Source organism: Polaromonas sp. AET17H-212 (assembly GCF_002379085.1).
Taxonomy (GTDB): domain Bacteria; phylum Pseudomonadota; class Gammaproteobacteria; order Burkholderiales; family Burkholderiaceae_C; genus Polaromonas.
On sequence record NZ_NBZW01000016.1, the window covers coordinates 1 to 15,352 of the forward strand.

18 protein-coding genes are annotated in these 15,352 nt (G+C 64.5%); 9 read left to right on the forward strand and 9 right to left on the reverse strand.

Annotated elements, in window-relative coordinates; translation table 11 throughout:
- Positions 1 to 261: 261 nt before the first annotated feature.
- The 3 genes from B7G53_RS13290 to B7G53_RS13300 all read right to left on the reverse strand — a co-directional run bounded on the left by B7G53_RS13290 (position 262) and on the right by B7G53_RS13300 (position 2,451).
- Positions 262 to 468, reverse strand: coding sequence for a hypothetical protein (locus B7G53_RS13290; RefSeq protein ID WP_096668602.1), 207 nt, complete (start codon positions 466 to 468; stop codon positions 262 to 264).
- Positions 469 to 706: 238 nt separating this feature from the next.
- Positions 707 to 1,225, reverse strand: coding sequence for a hypothetical protein (locus B7G53_RS13295; protein ID WP_096668603.1), 519 nt, complete (start codon positions 1,223 to 1,225; stop codon positions 707 to 709).
- Between the two features lie 44 nt (positions 1,226 to 1,269).
- A complete protein-coding gene (locus B7G53_RS13300; RefSeq protein WP_096668421.1) occupies positions 1,270 to 2,451 on the reverse strand; it encodes a JmjC domain-containing protein in 1,182 nt (393 codons plus the stop codon).
- A gap of 14 nt (positions 2,452 to 2,465) precedes the next feature.
- Here B7G53_RS13300 and B7G53_RS13305 point away from each other — a divergent pair, with 14 nt between their 5' ends.
- Entirely contained in the window at positions 2,466 to 2,990 is a 525-nt protein-coding gene (locus tag B7G53_RS13305) for an FKBP-type peptidyl-prolyl cis-trans isomerase (protein WP_096668423.1), read from the forward strand.
- Positions 2,991 to 3,140: 150 nt separating this feature from the next.
- On the opposite strand, the gene B7G53_RS13310 is transcribed toward B7G53_RS13305, so the two are convergent.
- From B7G53_RS13310 to coaBC, 4 genes are all read right to left on the reverse strand, one after another.
- Complete coding sequence (locus B7G53_RS13310) at positions 3,141 to 3,653, reverse strand: glycine zipper 2TM domain-containing protein (protein ID WP_096668605.1); 513 nt, start codon at positions 3,651 to 3,653, stop codon at positions 3,141 to 3,143.
- Between the two features lie 198 nt (positions 3,654 to 3,851).
- Positions 3,852 to 4,301: a dUTP diphosphatase gene (gene dut, locus B7G53_RS13315; RefSeq protein ID WP_096668425.1), complete on the reverse strand. Its 450-nt coding sequence runs from the start codon at positions 4,299 to 4,301 to the stop codon at positions 3,852 to 3,854.
- A 1-nt stretch (position 4,302) separates the two neighbouring features.
- On the reverse strand, positions 4,303 to 4,722 hold the full coding sequence (locus B7G53_RS13320) for a hypothetical protein (protein WP_096668427.1): 420 nt from the start codon (positions 4,720 to 4,722) through the stop codon (positions 4,303 to 4,305).
- A 6-nt stretch (positions 4,723 to 4,728) separates the two neighbouring features.
- Positions 4,729 to 5,985: a bifunctional phosphopantothenoylcysteine decarboxylase/phosphopantothenate--cysteine ligase CoaBC gene (gene coaBC / locus B7G53_RS13325; RefSeq protein ID WP_096668429.1), complete on the reverse strand. Its 1,257-nt coding sequence runs from the start codon at positions 5,983 to 5,985 to the stop codon at positions 4,729 to 4,731.
- Positions 5,986 to 6,101: 116 nt separating this feature from the next.
- Between coaBC and B7G53_RS13330 the strand changes: the two genes are divergently transcribed.
- The 6 genes from B7G53_RS13330 to B7G53_RS13355 all read left to right on the forward strand — a co-directional run bounded on the left by B7G53_RS13330 (position 6,102) and on the right by B7G53_RS13355 (position 11,161).
- Complete coding sequence (locus B7G53_RS13330) at positions 6,102 to 7,769, forward strand: CTP synthase (protein ID WP_096668431.1); 1,668 nt, start codon at positions 6,102 to 6,104, stop codon at positions 7,767 to 7,769.
- A complete protein-coding gene (gene kdsA, locus B7G53_RS13335; protein WP_096668433.1) occupies positions 7,769 to 8,626 on the forward strand; it encodes a 3-deoxy-8-phosphooctulonate synthase in 858 nt (285 codons plus the stop codon). Before B7G53_RS13330 ends, kdsA begins: the two co-directional genes overlap by 1 nt.
- 2 nt (positions 8,627 to 8,628) lie before the next feature.
- Positions 8,629 to 8,919, forward strand: coding sequence for a DUF1330 domain-containing protein (locus B7G53_RS13340; protein ID WP_096668435.1), 291 nt, complete (start codon positions 8,629 to 8,631; stop codon positions 8,917 to 8,919).
- Between the two features lie 42 nt (positions 8,920 to 8,961).
- On the forward strand, positions 8,962 to 10,248 hold the full coding sequence (gene eno, locus B7G53_RS13345) for a phosphopyruvate hydratase (protein ID WP_096668437.1): 1,287 nt from the start codon (positions 8,962 to 8,964) through the stop codon (positions 10,246 to 10,248).
- A gap of 15 nt (positions 10,249 to 10,263) precedes the next feature.
- Positions 10,264 to 10,539: a septum formation initiator family protein gene (locus B7G53_RS13350; RefSeq protein ID WP_096668607.1), complete on the forward strand. Its 276-nt coding sequence runs from the start codon at positions 10,264 to 10,266 to the stop codon at positions 10,537 to 10,539.
- A gap of 79 nt (positions 10,540 to 10,618) precedes the next feature.
- A complete protein-coding gene (locus B7G53_RS13355) occupies positions 10,619 to 11,161 on the forward strand; it encodes an ATP-binding protein (protein ID WP_096668439.1) in 543 nt (180 codons plus the stop codon).
- Between the two features lie 18 nt (positions 11,162 to 11,179).
- Here the strand turns inward: B7G53_RS13355 and hslO are convergent, their stop codons facing one another.
- Complete coding sequence (gene hslO / locus B7G53_RS13360) at positions 11,180 to 12,142, reverse strand: Hsp33 family molecular chaperone HslO (protein ID WP_096668441.1); 963 nt, start codon at positions 12,140 to 12,142, stop codon at positions 11,180 to 11,182.
- 161 nt (positions 12,143 to 12,303) lie between these two features.
- A complete protein-coding gene (locus tag B7G53_RS13365; protein ID WP_096668443.1) occupies positions 12,304 to 12,828 on the reverse strand; it encodes a gamma carbonic anhydrase family protein in 525 nt (174 codons plus the stop codon).
- Between the two features lie 140 nt (positions 12,829 to 12,968).
- Here B7G53_RS13365 and B7G53_RS13370 point away from each other — a divergent pair, with 140 nt between their 5' ends.
- Entirely contained in the window at positions 12,969 to 13,784 is an 816-nt protein-coding gene (locus B7G53_RS13370; RefSeq protein ID WP_096668445.1) for a ferritin-like domain-containing protein, read from the forward strand.
- 219 nt (positions 13,785 to 14,003) lie between these two features.
- The gene (locus B7G53_RS13375) at positions 14,004 to 15,299 is read left to right on the forward strand and encodes a class I SAM-dependent methyltransferase (protein WP_176491362.1); all 1,296 of its coding nucleotides are present in this window, start codon (positions 14,004 to 14,006) and stop codon (positions 15,297 to 15,299) included.
- The last annotated feature ends 53 nt before the right edge of the window (positions 15,300 to 15,352 follow it).

Sequence of the window (15,352 nt, forward strand, 5' to 3'; positions counted from 1 at the left end):
GACGCCGATCCTTCTCCGATAGCGACGCAAATAGCCGCAGCATCTTCAACTCTATGTCTCTTGTATAGCCCATCGCTCTGCCAATCCATGCTCTATTTTCAGTAGCAGTGATCATCCCACGAGTGTCGGGAAAAATCGCATTCCGGGAAATTGTTTCTTGCCAAATCCTTACGACGGGACTTGCACCCGCAGGAGTGCGCCCATGCTGGGCGCACATGAAAAAAAGCCGCCCGCAGGCGGCTTTCAGGCAAGCAGCAGGAATTACTTCGCGGCGCTGGCAGGAGCCTGGGCTTCAGCAGGAACCGGTGCAGGCGTGACAGCTGCAGGTGCGGATGCTGCCTCGGCAGGTGCTGGAGCAGGTGCTGGCGTGACAACGACAGGAGCAGGTGCAGCCGCTTCTTCTTTTTTACCGCAGGCAGCCAGGGCAACCGCAGCGACGATGGCGGCCAAAACGAGGGACTTGTTCATATCGAGATCCTTGATGAATGAGAGAGACAACTTATAAATCCGTCAAAAAAAAACCCAAACCTGACGATTCGAGTTTTTCAACGGGAGGGCGAGTGACGCGAGCTCAAACTGCCCCGACAGCGAGTATATGCGGGTTTTCACCGCCGTAAAAACCCTCAACTCACAAAAAAGCAGAGAAAGACCATGACAACACCGCCTCTTCCGCCCGCTGGGCGTGCTGCGGCATCGCCTCGCTGCGTCAAATCCCCAGTGTGGTCGCCGGGAAAGCCGGGCTGCTGCGCAGCAGCTTTTCCGTCAGCCTTTCCCTCAGTGCCACGCGCCGCGCGGCTTCCGGCCCCGCCACGCCGGTGCTGCGAACCAGGTCCAGCCGCTCGAACACCCAGCCCGGGCTCCAGAAGGCACTGGGCAGGTCGCTGGCCGCCACCGCACCACTGCCGCGACAATCAGCAATGTGGGACCAGGTGCGGCGCCAGGTCACAAACCGCGCGTGCCGGCGCGTCACTTCGTCATAGTTCCGGGCCAGCATGGTCAGTGTGCGACCCGATGTTGACCAGTCGTTGAGGGATTGCGCGACACTGCGCTCGCCCAGCGGCCAGTCCTCAAAGGTGGCGTCGCAAAGAATGATTTCACGCCAGCCCTGCGCGGCCGCTGCCGCGAAGGCCTGCCGGACCAGATCGGCGAATGCCGAGCGCCCCTCGAAGCGCCCCTGCAGCAATGCGGGCGAAGAAGGCGCGGCGGAAGGATGGGGATCGTTCATCATCGGCTCCTTGAAGGCATGAAACAGCAGGCCCGTCGCGTGGTTCAGCAATCTTCCGGATGGGCCAGCCAGCCGGCCGCATGCCAGTCTGCCAGCAAGTCCAGCGCCGAAGGTCCCGCGCGGCGAAGGTCGGCGGCAGCGAGCCGGCGCTGGTCGGCCAGGCGCCGCATCAGGGTCGCGTCAGCCCCTCTGGCGCGGTAGCTTTCTCCATTGATGAACACATGCTGCGCGTCGTACATCATGCGGGTTCGCGGATCCAGGCAGAGACCCTCGGCGCAGCGCGGGTCCCACCGTCCCGACGGGTCGTCAAACCAGACCGAGGCCTTGGGTTCCGTCAGGCATTCACCGAGCGCACAGGCCAGCGCCAACGGATCTTTCAAGGCCTCATGCACCGCCTTTTGCGCAAACGCGAGCAGGCCTTCGGGCAGGGCCGCGGGCGTTGGTGTTGCGGCCTGCGATGGATCGCGGTACAGGCTCTGGCTGACGGCGGCATCGTCCTCCTCCTCATCACCCGCAAAATCCGCCAGACGCTGCAGCAGCTCACTCGCCAGTCCGGCGCGCTTGGGCGCTCGAAAGCCGATGGAATACGTCATGCAGTCCTGCACCTTGCCGTCCTCGTCCTGCGACGGCTCGGCCAACCCGTCATGGGCATAACGCGGCGGCAGGTAAAGCATGTCGCCGGCCTCCAGCACAAACTCCTGCTCGGGCTCGAAGTTCTGCAGGACCTTGAGCGGCACACCTTCCTGCAGCGCCAGGTCTTTTTGCCGGCCTATCTTCCAGCGCCGGCGGCCGCTGGCCTGGAGCAGGAAAACGTCGTAACTGTCAAAGTGCGGACCCACGCCGCCGCCCGGCGTGGCAAATGAAATCATCAGGTCATCGAGCCGGGCATCGGGCACAAAGCGGAAGTGCTGCAGCAGCTCATGGGCCCGGCGATCATGCAGGTCCACGCCCTGCACCAGCAGGGTCCACTGTGGCCGGTTCAGGGCCGGCAGGCTGCGCGGCCCGAACGGGCCCTGCTTCATGCGCCAGCCGGCGGGCTGTTGCTCCACAAGGCGCGACTCCACCTGTTGCTGCGCCGCGAGGTCGAACAGTTCCCTGCGGCTCAGCAAGGGCTGGAAACCAGGCATGGCCTGGCGCACCAGCAGGGGCTTTTTCTGCCAGTGGCGGCGCATGAATTGGGCCGGGGTCAGACCGGCGAGAAGGGCAAGGGGTTGATTGACATCCATGGGACAATTGTGCGATGAAAATCACCTCGCAATGCGTCGTTGCCCTGACCTGGACGCTGAAAGATACCCTGGGCGAAATACTGGACGAACTCGACGAGCCGGTGGAGTTTCTGCTGGGCGGCGATGACCTGCTCGCCAAAATCGAGGAGAGCCTGCAGGGCCATGAGCCGGGCGCCACGATCAACCTGCATCTGGAGCCCGAAAACGCATTTGGCGACTACGACGAAAACCTGGTTTTCCTGGAGGCCCGCAAGCTGTTTCCGGCGGAACTCGAGGAAGGCCTGACCTTTGACGGCGCCGCCCTGCCCGCCGGCGTCAACCCCGATACGCCGCCGGACCGCATTTACACGGTGACCGAAATTTATCCCGAGCATGTGGTGCTCGATGGCAACCACCCGCTGGCCGGCATCGCGATCCGCCTGAGCCTGAAGGTCGAGTCCGTGCGCGAGGCCACCGAGGCAGAAATCGGCCAGGGCTCCATGGGGACCGGGTTTTTCAAGCTTGAATCGCAAGCTCCCGGCAACAACACGCTGCACTAAATCCCACCCATAAAAAGGCCGACCTGCTCCAGAGAGCAGGCCGGCCTGAACTGAGTCCGCCGTGGCCCTTCTTTTTCCGCAGGGCCGCCCCAAGGAAAAATGCGCCCCCTCGGGGGGCAGCGAAGTACACGCAGTGACGAGCGTGGGGGCTTAACGCATGCGGTACAGCTGGTTGTTCTCGATCTTGACGCGGTCACCGATACGCAGCTCGCCGTAAGAAGGCACGTCGTAGGCACGTGTGCCGCCATTGTCCAGCTGGACAGAAACGCGGTAGGTTTCATTCACGGGCTGGGTGTTGCGGTTCCTCTCGACGACATTGCCGGCGACAGCACCGCCGACAGCGCCGAGCACGGTGGCTGCCGTGCGTCCGCTACCGCCGCCGATCTGGCTGCCCACGGCTGCACCAGCGACGCCGCCGATCACGGCACCCAGACCCGAGGTCGTGGCCGGTTGTTGCGTGCGCAGGACCTCCACATTGCTGACACGGCCGTATTCGATGTAATTGCCTTGCGGGTTCTGCGCCGGGTAAGTGGACGCGGGATAGGTGGCCGCAGGGTAGGTCGAGCCCGGGGCCGGCTGACTCATGGGCGCAGCGCAGGCGGCAAGCCCGGCAACCACAACCACCGATGAAACGACTGAAATGAAACGGGAAGCTTGACGCATGGAAATCTCCTGTGTGTGAACATTCAGAGGGCCCACCGCATCCATCGGTTGAAGGACAAGTTGCCTGAGGACCCTGCTGCATTGATTAAACCCACGCCGCCCCGTCGCACGGGTGGGGGGCCAGGCTGTCCCGGCGTGGGAGCCCGCTGCCGGCCGGTGTAGGAAAAGCCTGACGCTGTGCCTTGTCCGCTCAGCCTCTCAGGCCTTGCCGGTCGAGCCGTAGCCGTTTTCGCCGCGCTGGCTGACTGCCGCGAAATCATCGACCACGTTGAACTCGGCCTGCAGCACGGGAACGATCAGCAACTGGGCGATGCGCTCCATGGGCGTTATCGTGAAGGCCACATCGCTGCGGTTCCAGGCGCTGACCATGAGCTGGCCCTGGTAATCGCTGTCGATCAGCCCGACCAGGTTGCCCAGAACGATGCCGTGTTTGTGCCCCAGCCCCGAGCGCGGCAGGATCATGGCTGCGTAACCGGGGTTGTGCAGATAGATCGCCAGGCCGGTGGGCACCAGTTGCCAGGCATTGGGCGGCAGGGTCAGCGGCGCGTCCAGGCAGGCGCGCAGGTCCAGCCCCGCGCTGCCGGGCGTGGCATAGGCGGGCAGGTTGCCGCGCAGGCGGTCGTCGATGATCTTGACGTCGATTTTCATGTCACTTGCCTTGTTTGAATTCTTTGGCGGCCGGTTCCGCCAGCGCGCGCAAGCGCGTCTTGAGCAGTTCTGGCGAGTATTTTTTAAAGCGGTAAACCGCCCATGCGGCAAAAGCGATCAGCAGCGGCAGGGCCATCATGCCGGCGCGCGGCAGCACCACAGAGACCAGCTGCAGCACCATCCAGCCGATCAGCAGCCATTTGCCCACCGTCCACAAGAACGGTCCGGCGGGCCGGCTCGACGCTGCGTCCCGGGCGGCTTCCGGGCGTGCCACTGTGGCGGCCCCAGACATCAGGCCGGTGCCCGGCAGCGCGTCAGCCTTCGCCTGCCTGGCAAGGACGGCCGCCGCCGCGCTGGCACTCAGTTTTTCCACATACCGGGCAAAGTCACCGTCGGGCGGGGTGTCGGAAGGCAGTTGCACCTTGTCTCACCCTGCCCGCTTGATCCGGCTGGCGATCTCTGCCACCAGTTGCCGCGCCAACGACAGCTTGGAGGCACGCGCCAGTTCCCGGCTGCCCTGCGCATCGAGCAGCAGCAGGGCATTGTCATCACGGCCGAAGGTGGCCGGGCCGATGTTGCCCACCAGCAGCGGCACCCCCTTGCGCCGGCGCTTGGCCTGCGCGTTGTCCTTGAGGTCGTGGCTCTCGGCGGCAAAACCGACGCAGAACAGCGCACCCGACAGGCCGCGCGGCGATTGCGCCAGCGTCGCCAGGATGTCGGGGTTCTCGGTAAAAGCCAGCTGGGGTGCCTGGCCCGAGCCGTCTTTCTTGATCTTGCGCTCCGCGCTGCTCGCTGGCCGCCAGTCGGCCACCGCCGCGGTCGCTACAAAAACAGTAGCTGCCGGCGCTTGTTGCATCACGGCTTCAAGCATGTTTTGTGCAGATTTGACGTCGATGCGCGTGACGCCGCGCGGTGTGCTCAAGCTGACCGGCCCGGCCACCAGCGTGACCTGCGCGCCGGCCTCGCGCGCGGCGCGCGCCACGGCAAAACCCATCTTGCCGCTCGACAGGTTGGTGATGCCGCGCACCGGGTCAATGGCCTCGTAGGTCGGGCCCGCCGTCACCAGCACATGCTGGCCGGCCAGCACCTTGGGGGTGAAAAAAGCAATGATGTCTTCGAGCAACTCGGGCGGCTCCAGCATGCGCCCGTCGCCGGTTTCGCCGCAGGCCTGAAAACCGCTGCCCACACCCAGGATGGTCGCGCCATCGCTAGAGAGCTGCGCCATGTTGCGCTGGGTCGCGGGATGGGCCCACATTTCACGGTTCATCGCCGGCGCGATCAGCAGCGGCACCTTGTCAATAGGCCGGGCCAGGCACATCAGGCTGAGCAGGTCGTCAGCCCGGCCATGCAGCAGCTTGGCCATGAAGTCGGCGCTGCAGGGCGCGACCAGGATGGCGTCGGCTTCGCGGCTCAGGTTGATGTGCGCCATGTTGTTGGCCTCCCGGCTGTCCCACTGGCTGGTGTAGACCGGCCGGCCACTGAGCGCCTGCAGCGTCACCGCGGTGATGAACTGCTCGGCGGCTTCGGTCATCACCACCTGTACGCTGGCACCCTGCTTGATCAGTGAGCGGCACAACTCCGCCGCCTTGTAGCAGGCAATGCCGCCCGACAGGCCCAGCACGATGTGCCGGCCGGCCAGATCGCCGCCAGCGTCGGGGACTTCTTCATTTGCTTGCTTCGTCATGCCCCGCAATGTATCCCAGTTTGTCCGCGTCCTTGGCGGCGGGAACCGCGGCGGACACAGACTCACCCGTATAATCCCCGTTTACCACCTAAGCGAACTTGCGGTTCGTACCTGACATGACCAAATTTGTCTTCGTCACCGGCGGTGTGGTGTCTTCCCTGGGCAAGGGAATCGCCTCAGCCTCCTTAGCAGCGATCCTTGAATCGCGAGGCCTCAAAGTCACTTTAATCAAGCTGGACCCTTACCTCAACGTCGATCCCGGCACGATGTCGCCGTTCCAGCACGGCGAGGTGTTTGTCACCGACGACGGCGCGGAAACCGACCTGGACCTGGGCCACTACGAGCGTTTTGTCGAAACGCGCATGCGCAAGGCCAACAATTTCACGACCGGCCAGATCTACAAAAGCGTGCTTGAGAAGGAACGCCGCGGCGACTACCTCGGCAAGACCGTGCAGGTCATTCCGCACGTCACCAACGAAATCCAGGAATTCATCAAGCGCGGCGCCGGTTACGACACGCCGCAGGCGGTGGATGTGGCGATTGTCGAAATCGGCGGCACGGTGGGCGACATCGAGTCGCTGCCCTTTCTTGAGGCCGTGCGCCAGATGAGCCTGCGCCTGGGCGCCAACAACACGGCCTTTGTGCACCTGAGTTATGTGCCCTGGATCGCTGCCGCGGGCGAGCTCAAGACCAAGCCGACCCAGCACACCGCCAAACAGCTGCGCGAAATCGGCATCCAGGCCGATGTGCTGCTGTGCCGCGCCGACCGCCCCATCCCCAGCGAAGAGCGTGAAAAGATTTCGCTGTTCTCCAACGTCCCCGAGTGGGGCGTGATTTCGATGTGGGACGTGGACACCATTTACAAGGTGCCGCGCATGCTGCACGAGCAGGGCCTGGACGGGCTGATCTGCGACAAGCTGCGTCTGAACACGCCACCGGCCAACCTCAAGCGCTGGGACGACCTGGTTTACGAAACCGCGCATCCGGCCAATGAAGTGCACATCGCCATGGTCGGCAAGTACGTGGACCTGTCGGACAGCTACAAGTCGCTCAACGAAGCCATTCGCCACGCCGGCATGAAAAACCAGGCCAAGGTCGTCATCGAGTATGTCGATTCGGAAACCCTGACGCCGGACAACGTCTCGCGCCTGGCCAAGTTCGACGGCATCCTGGTGCCCGGCGGCTTCGGCATACGCGGCGTGGAGGGCAAGATCTGCGCGGCGCGTTTTGCGCGTGAAAACAAGGTGCCCTACCTCGGCATCTGCCTGGGCATGCAGGTCGCCACCATCGAGTTTGCACGGCATGTGGCGGGCCTGAAGGACGCCAACAGCACCGAGTTCGAGCCGAGCACGCCTCACCCGGTCATCGCGCTGATCACCGAGTGGAAAGACGAAGACGGCACCATCAAGACGCGCAACGAGCAGTCCGACCTCGGCGGCACCATGCGCCTCGGTGCGCAAAGCTCCGACGTCGCCAAGGACACCCTGGCGCACAGGATCTACGGCGACGTGGTCACCGAGCGCCACCGCCATCGCTACGAGGCCAACGTCCACTACCTCGACAGGTTGCGTGAAGCCGGCCTGGTGATCTCGGCCCTGACCCAGCGCGAACACCTGACCGAAATTGTCGAGCTGCCGCAAAACGTGCACCCCTGGTTCATCGGCGTGCAGTTCCACCCCGAATTCAAATCCACCCCCTGGGCCGGCCACCCGCTGTTCAACGCCTACGTGAAAGCCGCACTGGACCATCAGACGGCCGGAAAAACATTGAAAGTGGTGGCCTGATGAAATTATGTGGTTTCGACGTGGGCCTTGATCAGCCCTTTTTCCTGATCGCCGGCCCCTGTGTCGTCGAGTCCGAGCAACTGCAGATGGACACGGCAGGCACACTCAGGGACATCACGGCTTCGCTGGGCATTCCCTTCATTTTCAAGTCCAGCTACGACAAGGCGAACCGCTCCAGCGGCACCAGCTTTCGCGGCCCCGGCATGGAAAAAGGGCTGGAGATCCTGGCCAAGGTCAAACGCGAGCTGAACCTGCCCATCCTGACCGATGTGCACTCGGAGTCCGAGATTGCCGCCGTGGCGGCCGTGGTGGACGTGCTGCAGACGCCGGCTTTCCTGTGCCGTCAGACCGACTTCATCCACGCGGTGGCGCAATCGGGCAAACCGGTCAACATCAAGAAGGGCCAGTTTCTCGCGCCCGGCGACATGAAAAACGTCATCGACAAGGCCCGTGCGGCAGCACGCGAAAAAGGCTTGAACGAAGACAACTTCATGGCCTGCGAACGCGGTGCCAGCTTCGGCTACAACAACCTGGTCAGCGACATGCGCAGCCTGGCCATCATGCGCGAGACCGGCGCCCCGGTAGTGTTTGACGCCACCCATTCGGTGCAGTTGCCCGGCGGCCAGGGCACCACCAGCGGCGGCCAGCGCGAAATGGTGCCGGTGCTGGCCCGCGCCGCCGTCGCGGTCGGCATTGCGGGCCTCTTCATGGAAACCCACCCGGACCCATCCAAGGCCATGAGTGACGGCCCCAACGCCGTGCCGCTCAAACACATGAAGGCCCTGCTGGAGACGCTGCTCGAACTCGACCGCGTGACCAAGAAGAACGGTTTTCTCGAAAACAACTTCGAGGCCTGATCATGACCAGCGCCTACATCATTGCCAGCGTGACGGTCACCAACCCGGTGCAGTACGAGGAATACAAGAAGTGGTCCAGCGCCGCCATGCAGGCGCATGGTGCCGAGGTCTGCGTGCGCGGTGGCAAGGTCGAGGTGCTCGAAGGCGACTGGGCGCCCGAACGCCTCGTCATCCTGAAGTTTCCGACGTTTGAAGCGGCGAAGGCCTTTGACGCTTCCCCCGAATACGGCAAAGCCAGGGCCGCGCGGCAAGGCGCGGCCATCATGCGGATGATCATCGTTGAAGGTGTCTGACCCTTCGCCTGCCAGTTTTTAATTTTGATTTGAAAGACCTCCATGAGTGCAATTGTTGATATCGTCGGTCGCGAAATCCTGGACAGCCGGGGCAACCCCACCGTCGAATGCGACGTGTTGCTCGAATCCGGCGTCATGGGCCGGGCCGCTGTGCCGTCGGGCGCCTCCACCGGTTCGCGCGAAGCCATCGAGCTGCGCGACGGCGATGCCTCGCGTTACCTCGGCAAGGGTGTGCTCAAGGCGGTCGAGTACATCAACACCGAAATCTCCGAAGCCGTGCTGGGCCTGGACGCCAGCGAGCAGGCCTTCCTGGACCGCACCCTGATCGACCTGGACGGCACCGAGAACAAGGCGCGCCTGGGCGCCAACGCGATGCTGGCCGTCAGCATGGCGGTGGCACGCGCCGCTGCCGAGGAAGCCGGCCTGCCGCTGTACCGTTACTTCGGCGGCATGGGCGCGATGCAGATGCCCGTTCCCATGATGAACGTGATCAACGGCGGCGCCCACGCCAACAACAGCCTGGACCTGCAGGAGTTCATGATCGTGCCGGTGGGTGCGCCCAGCTTCCGCGAAGCCCTGCGCTGGGGCGCCGAGGTGTTCCACGCGCTCAAGAAAATCCTGCATGACCGCGGCATCAGCACCGCCGTCGGTGACGAAGGCGGCTTTGCGCCCAGCGTGGAAAACCATGAAGCGGCGATTGCGCTGATCCTGGAAGCCATCGACAAGGCCGGCTACACCGCCGGCGATCAGATCGCCCTGGCGCTGGACTGCGCCGCCAGCGAGTTCTACAAGGACGGCCTGTATGTGCTGGAAGGCGAAGGCGGCCTGCAACTGAACGCCCAGCAGTGGACCGACATGCTGGCCACCTGGTGCGACAAATACCCCATCATCAGCATCGAAGACGGCATGCACGAAGGCGACTGGGACGGCTGGAAAATCCTGACCGAACGTCTGGGCAAGAAGGTGCAGCTGGTCGGCGACGACCTGTTTGTCACCAACACCAAGATCCTCCAGGAAGGCATCGACAAGCACATTGCCAATTCCATCCTGATCAAGATCAACCAGATCGGCACCCTGACCGAGACCTTTGCCGCGATTGAAATGGCCAAACGCGCCGGCTACACCGCCGTGATTTCGCACCGTTCCGGCGAGACCGAAGACAACACGATTGCCGACATCGCGGTTGGCACCAACGCCGGCCAGATCAAGACCGGCTCGCTGAGCCGCTCCGACCGCATGGCCAAGTACAACCAGCTGCTGCGCATCGAAGAAGACCTGGGCGACATCGCGATCTACCCCGGCCGCGCTGCCTTCTACAACCTGCGCTAAACACAACCGTTGATCGTGGGAAACCGCGTCGTCCCCGCCCTCCTGATTGCGCTGCTGGTCATCGTGCATGCGCAGCTCTGGATTGGCCGGGGCAGCCTTCCCAGCGTCAATGCGATGCAGCGCAAGCTCAGCGAGCAGACCGCCAGCAACGCCCAGGCGCACGCCGACAACGAACGGCTGGCCGCCGAGGTCAAGGACCTGCGTGAAGGCCTGGAGATGGTCGAGGAAAAGGCGCGCCAGGAGCTGGGCATGGTCAAGCCCAATGAAATTTTTGTGCAGATTGCGCCCTGACCGCAACCATCGCGGTCTGCTTTTTTTGCTCTGCTTTTGATAGCTTCCGGCGCTTTACCTGTCTGGGCTGGAACCTGATTTGACGCTTGATCTGGTCGCCCGACCTGGCCACAGGCCCGCGCCGCGCCACATCGCGCTGCTGGGCGCAGCGGGTACCGGCAAGACCCGGCTGGCAAACCAACTCATGGCGGCGCTGGACAGCCGCCCCACCCCGCACCCTGCCCTTCTGGTTGCCGACAACCCGTCGCTGGCGGTTGTTTGTCAGGCCCGTGCCGGCGCACCGACCGACCCGCGCGGCTTCGGCTTTCATCAGGTCCTGCTCATGGGTCTGGATCTGCCGACGCCCGCCGGTCTCGCGGCGACACAGGAGGCGGTCGACCAGCAGCTGCGCCTGACGCTTGCCAACGCGGAAGTGCCCTACACCGTGGTTTACGGCCAGGGGCCGCAGCGCCTGGCCCATGCACTGGGTGCGCTGCAGGGGCTGCTGGATGGCGGCAAGCCGTCTCCGCTGGCCACCGGTGGCCGGGAGCGCCGCCCCTGGGTCTGGGCCTGCGACACCTGCAGCGACCCGGACTGCGAACGCCGCCTGCTCAGCGACCTGCTGGCGCGCCGTCCGCCCTGATGGCCGACAGCATTGCAGCTACTGCACGGTAGGCGCAGGCGGCAGCTGGCTTTCCTGACGGGTGAAAATCTGCGCGGCATCGACCGGGTCGAAACCGTACTGCGCGCCGCAAAACTCGCAGCCCACGTCGATGCGCCCCTGCTCGGCGATGATGCTTTCCACCTCGGCCGTACCGAGGCTGCGCAACATGCCGCTGACACGCTCCTGCGAGCAGCTGCAGGCAAAGGTCGGCGTGCTGGGCACAAAACGCGTGACTTTTTCTTCCCAGAACAGGCGGTGCAGGATGGTGTCGGCGTCCAGGCCCAGCAACTCCTCGCGCTTGAGCGTGCCGGCCAGCATGGCAATGCGTTTGTAGTCTTCGTTGCGACCGATCTCGTCTTCGTCGGCGCGTTGCCCGCCCTGCAGGTTGCCCTGACCCTGCACCGGCAGGCGCTGGATCAGCAGGCCAGCAGCGACCTGGCCGTCGGCCGCCAGAATCAGGCGGGTGTCGAGCTGCTCGCTTTGCAGCATGTAGTGCTCCAGCACTTCGCCGAGTTTTTCGAGCTTTTCATGCTGGTCGCCAAACAGCGGCACCACGCCCTGGTAGGGCTGCTGGCCCGGCAGCCGGTCTTTCGGGTCCAGCGTGATCGCGCAGCGGCCCTGGTTGTTGACGTTGACGAGACGGCTTAAGGTGTCGCCCGGCAACACGTCGCCGGTCACGGTCGCGGTGGCGCGCAGGCTCAGGTCGGGCTGCACTTCGACCACGGCCAGCTTGACCGGGCCGTCCCCGAAAATCTGCAGGACCAGTGCCCCGTTGAACTTGATGTTGCCCTGCATCAGCGCGCCGGCGGCCGTCATTTCGCCGAGCAGTTGCATGACCTCGGGCGGGTAGCCGCCGCCGGCCTTGCGTCGCTGGAGGATTTCCTGCCAGGCGTCCGTCAGGCGCACCAGCATGCCGCGCACCGGCAGGCCGTCGAAAATGAATTTGTGCAGTTCGGACATCAGGCCCCCACGCTTGTCACTTCGTGTCCTGCGCTGCTCCCCGGGGGGGCGCTGCGCCTGCGGGCCGGCAAAGCCGGACCCGCGGCCCCGGCTGGAATGGGGACACTGGTGTCAGCTGTCTGTGTGCACTTGTTGGGTTTGGTCATGGTCAGGGGGAGGGTTCAGGCGATCTTCTTGAAGCCGGCCTTGTAGCGCCGGGCATTCTCTACATAGTGCTGCGCAATCATTTTTAAACCCTCGATCTGCTCGGGCGAGAGTTGCCGCACGGCCTTGGCCGGGCTGCCGAGGATCATGGAGCCGTCGGGAAACTCCTTGCCTTCGGTCACCAGCGAACCGGCGCCCACCAGGCAGTTTTTGCCGATCTTCGCGTTGTTCAGAACAATCGCGCCTATGCCGATCAATGAGCCGTCGCCTATGGTGCAGCCGTGCAGCATGACCTGGTGGCCAATCGATACATTCGCGCCAATCGTCAGGGGCACGCCGTGGTCGGCATGCAGCACGCTGGCATCCTGGATGTTGGAGCCGCTGCCTATGCGTATGGTTTCGGTGTCGCCGCGCACCACCGTGCCGAACCAGACGCTGACGCCTTCGGCCAGCTCGACATCCCCAATGACCTGGGCGCTGTCGGCAACCCAGGCGGTTTCATGGAGGGCGGGTATCAGGTCGTCGAGTTGGTAGATGGCCATGGTGTGGGTAGGGGGTGGGGTTGGGAAAGCGGGAAGGGCCAGCTGGGTGCCGGCATCTGCCGTCAATTGTAAGGAAGAGGCCTTCTGCCCGCCCTGCAGGGTCTCTCCCGCACACCGGCGCCATCGCCGACAATCCTGCCATGACGGCGACACCCGCACCCCCCGAACTGCGCCAGCAGGCCCTGCAGGCGCTGATGGAACCCGATCCACAGCAAAAAGTGCTGCTGGCCCAATGCCTGTGGTCGCAGGCAGCTACTCTTTCGATAGCGTTTCATGACCGTCTCGAGACGCCCGCCGGCCTGCCCGGCTGTCCGGCGCGGCCCGAGCTGCGCTCCCACCTCGATGTCCCCAAGCGCTCACCGTTCACCCCGCCGGGCCTGGCGGCCCTGATCCACGCCGTGACACACATCGAATTCAACGCGATCAACCTGGCGCTCGACGCCGCCTGGCGCTTTGACGGCATGCCGCCGGCCTATTACCTCGACTGGCTGAAAGTCGCCGCGGAAGAGGCCCAACACTTCAGCCTGCTGCGCGAGCACCTGCAGACGCTGGGTTATGACTATGGCGACTTTCCTGCCCACACCGGCCTCTGGGACATGACCGAAAAAACCGCCGGCGACGTGCTCGCGCGCATGGCGCTGGTGCCGCGCACGCTGGAAGCCCGCGGGCTGGACGCCACCCCCGCGATGCAGGCCAAATTGCGCAAGGTGGGAACCCCCGCTGCGCTGGCCGCCGTCGGCATCCTCGACATCATCCTGCGCGACGAGATCGGCCATGTCGCCATCGGCAACCACTGGTACCGCCACCTGTGCCGGCAACGCCAACTCGATCCCGTGACGACGTACGCCGAGCTGGCGGCCCGGTATGAAGCGCCCGCGCTGCGCGGTCCGTTCAACCTGGCCGCCCGCCGCGCCGCCGGGTTTGACGAGGCCGAGCTGGCCCGGCTGGGCACCTGAACCACGACACAGCGGCCGCGCGCGGCGCAGAGGCCCGCCAGCTTGATACACATCAATACGCCGGGATCCGGGGCGGTTGACACTGGATCGGGTATTTCTCCCACGGCGCGAGTGCACGGAACAACGGCAAGCTGGCGCAGGATTCAGTAATATGGCGGCTTCAGACCGTCAAATCGCAGAAGTTCCAGAAGTTGTAGAAGTTGCAGAGGAGGGTTTGCAATGATCCGGCATCTCGTTCCCCAGATTGAATCGCAAATCGTGCGCCTGTCGTCGCCGGTAGCCGTGCAGTTGCCTGCGGGCCAGCTGCTCGGCCCGCCCGGCGCCCCGGTCAAGATGTCGTTTTCCCACTGGTCCAGCCTGACCCGGCTGCGCGCCGGCCAGATTGGCGCGCTGGCCGAGGAGTTTGTCGAGGGCAAGCTGCTCCTGGAAGGCCACATGCGCGACGTGATGGCCGTGGCCGTCAGCCTGCTGCCGGACAACCCGGTCCACATCGACGCCGGCTGGTGGACCACCCTGCAGCGCCAGATTCGCTCGCTCAGGGCGCATACGCCGGAAAAAGACGCCGAGCAGATCCAGTTCCACTACGATGTCTCGGACGACTTCTACGCCCTCTGGCTGGACCCGCGCCGCGTTTATTCCTGCGCCTACTACCGGGATGACAGCATGACCCTGGCCCAGGCCCAGGAGGCCAAGCTCGACCACATCTGCCGCAAGCTCATGCTGCAGCCCGGCGAGCGCTTCCTGGACATTGGCGCGGGCTGGGGCGGCCTGTTGCTGTGGGCGGCCGAGCATTACGGCGTCGAGGCCACCGGCATCACGCTGTCGAAAAACCAGCATGCGCATGTGCAGCGCCTGATCGCCGACAAGGGCCTGCAGGGCCGGGTCCGGATGGAGCTGTGCGACTACCGCCAGCTCGATGAAAGCCAGCCCTACGACAAGATTTCGTCGGTGGGCATGTTCGAACACGTGGGCCGTGCCAACATGACGGCGTACTTCCGCAAGATCCGGCGCCTGCTGGCACCGGGCGGGCTGGTCATGAACCACGGCATCACCGCCGGCGGGCCGGACAACGACCAGCTCGGCGCCGGCATGGGCGACTTCATCGAAAAATACATTTTCCCCGGCGGGCAATTGCTGCATGTCAGCGACGTGCTCGACCACATGGCACGCGGCGGGCTGGAGATGGTCGACACGGAAAACCTGCGGCCTCACTATGCGCGCACGCTGTGGGACTGGTCCGATGCGCTGGAGGCCCGGCTGGACGCGGCGCAGCAGGTGCTGGCCGCCCGCAGCGGCAGCGAGCGCGGCGAAAAAATCCTGCGCGCCTACCGCCTCTACCTGGCCGGCAGCGCCATGGGCTTCGAGCAAGGCTGGCTCTCGCTGCACCAGATGCTGGCCACCCGGCCCGCCGAAGGCGCGTCCGGCAACGCCGGCAAGGGTGCGCCAAGCGTTTACCCGTTCAGCCGCGACTACATGTATGCGCCCCCGGCCGGCCCGGGCAACGCGCCGGGCTGAACCGGTCGCCTTCCGGAAATTCCCGATCAAATCGGCCTGTTGCCAGCATGCGA

Coding starts and splice junctions, on each gene's coding strand:
- B7G53_RS13290 (WP_096668602.1), bottom strand. CDS start 468: ATGAACAAGTCCCTCGTTTTGGCCGCCATCGTCGCTGCGGTTGCCCTG.
- B7G53_RS13295 (WP_096668603.1), bottom strand. CDS start 1,225: ATGAACGATCCCCATCCTTCCGCCGCGCCTTCTTCGCCCGCATTGCTG.
- B7G53_RS13300 (WP_096668421.1), bottom strand. CDS start 2,451: ATGGATGTCAATCAACCCCTTGCCCTTCTCGCCGGTCTGACCCCGGCC.
- B7G53_RS13305 (WP_096668423.1), top strand. CDS start 2,466: ATGAAAATCACCTCGCAATGCGTCGTTGCCCTGACCTGGACGCTGAAA.
- B7G53_RS13310 (WP_096668605.1), bottom strand. CDS start 3,653: ATGCGTCAAGCTTCCCGTTTCATTTCAGTCGTTTCATCGGTGGTTGTG.
- dut (WP_096668425.1), bottom strand. CDS start 4,301: ATGAAAATCGACGTCAAGATCATCGACGACCGCCTGCGCGGCAACCTG.
- coaBC (WP_096668429.1), bottom strand. CDS start 5,985: ATGACGAAGCAAGCAAATGAAGAAGTCCCCGACGCTGGCGGCGATCTG.
- B7G53_RS13330 (WP_096668431.1), top strand. CDS start 6,102: ATGACCAAATTTGTCTTCGTCACCGGCGGTGTGGTGTCTTCCCTGGGC.
- kdsA (WP_096668433.1), top strand. CDS start 7,769: ATGAAATTATGTGGTTTCGACGTGGGCCTTGATCAGCCCTTTTTCCTG.
- B7G53_RS13340 (WP_096668435.1), top strand. CDS start 8,629: ATGACCAGCGCCTACATCATTGCCAGCGTGACGGTCACCAACCCGGTG.
- eno (WP_096668437.1), top strand. CDS start 8,962: ATGAGTGCAATTGTTGATATCGTCGGTCGCGAAATCCTGGACAGCCGG.
- hslO (WP_096668441.1), bottom strand. CDS start 12,142: ATGTCCGAACTGCACAAATTCATTTTCGACGGCCTGCCGGTGCGCGGC.
- B7G53_RS13365 (WP_096668443.1), bottom strand. CDS start 12,828: ATGGCCATCTACCAACTCGACGACCTGATACCCGCCCTCCATGAAACC.
- B7G53_RS13370 (WP_096668445.1), top strand. CDS start 12,969: ATGACGGCGACACCCGCACCCCCCGAACTGCGCCAGCAGGCCCTGCAG.
- B7G53_RS13375 (WP_176491362.1), top strand. CDS start 14,004: ATGATCCGGCATCTCGTTCCCCAGATTGAATCGCAAATCGTGCGCCTG.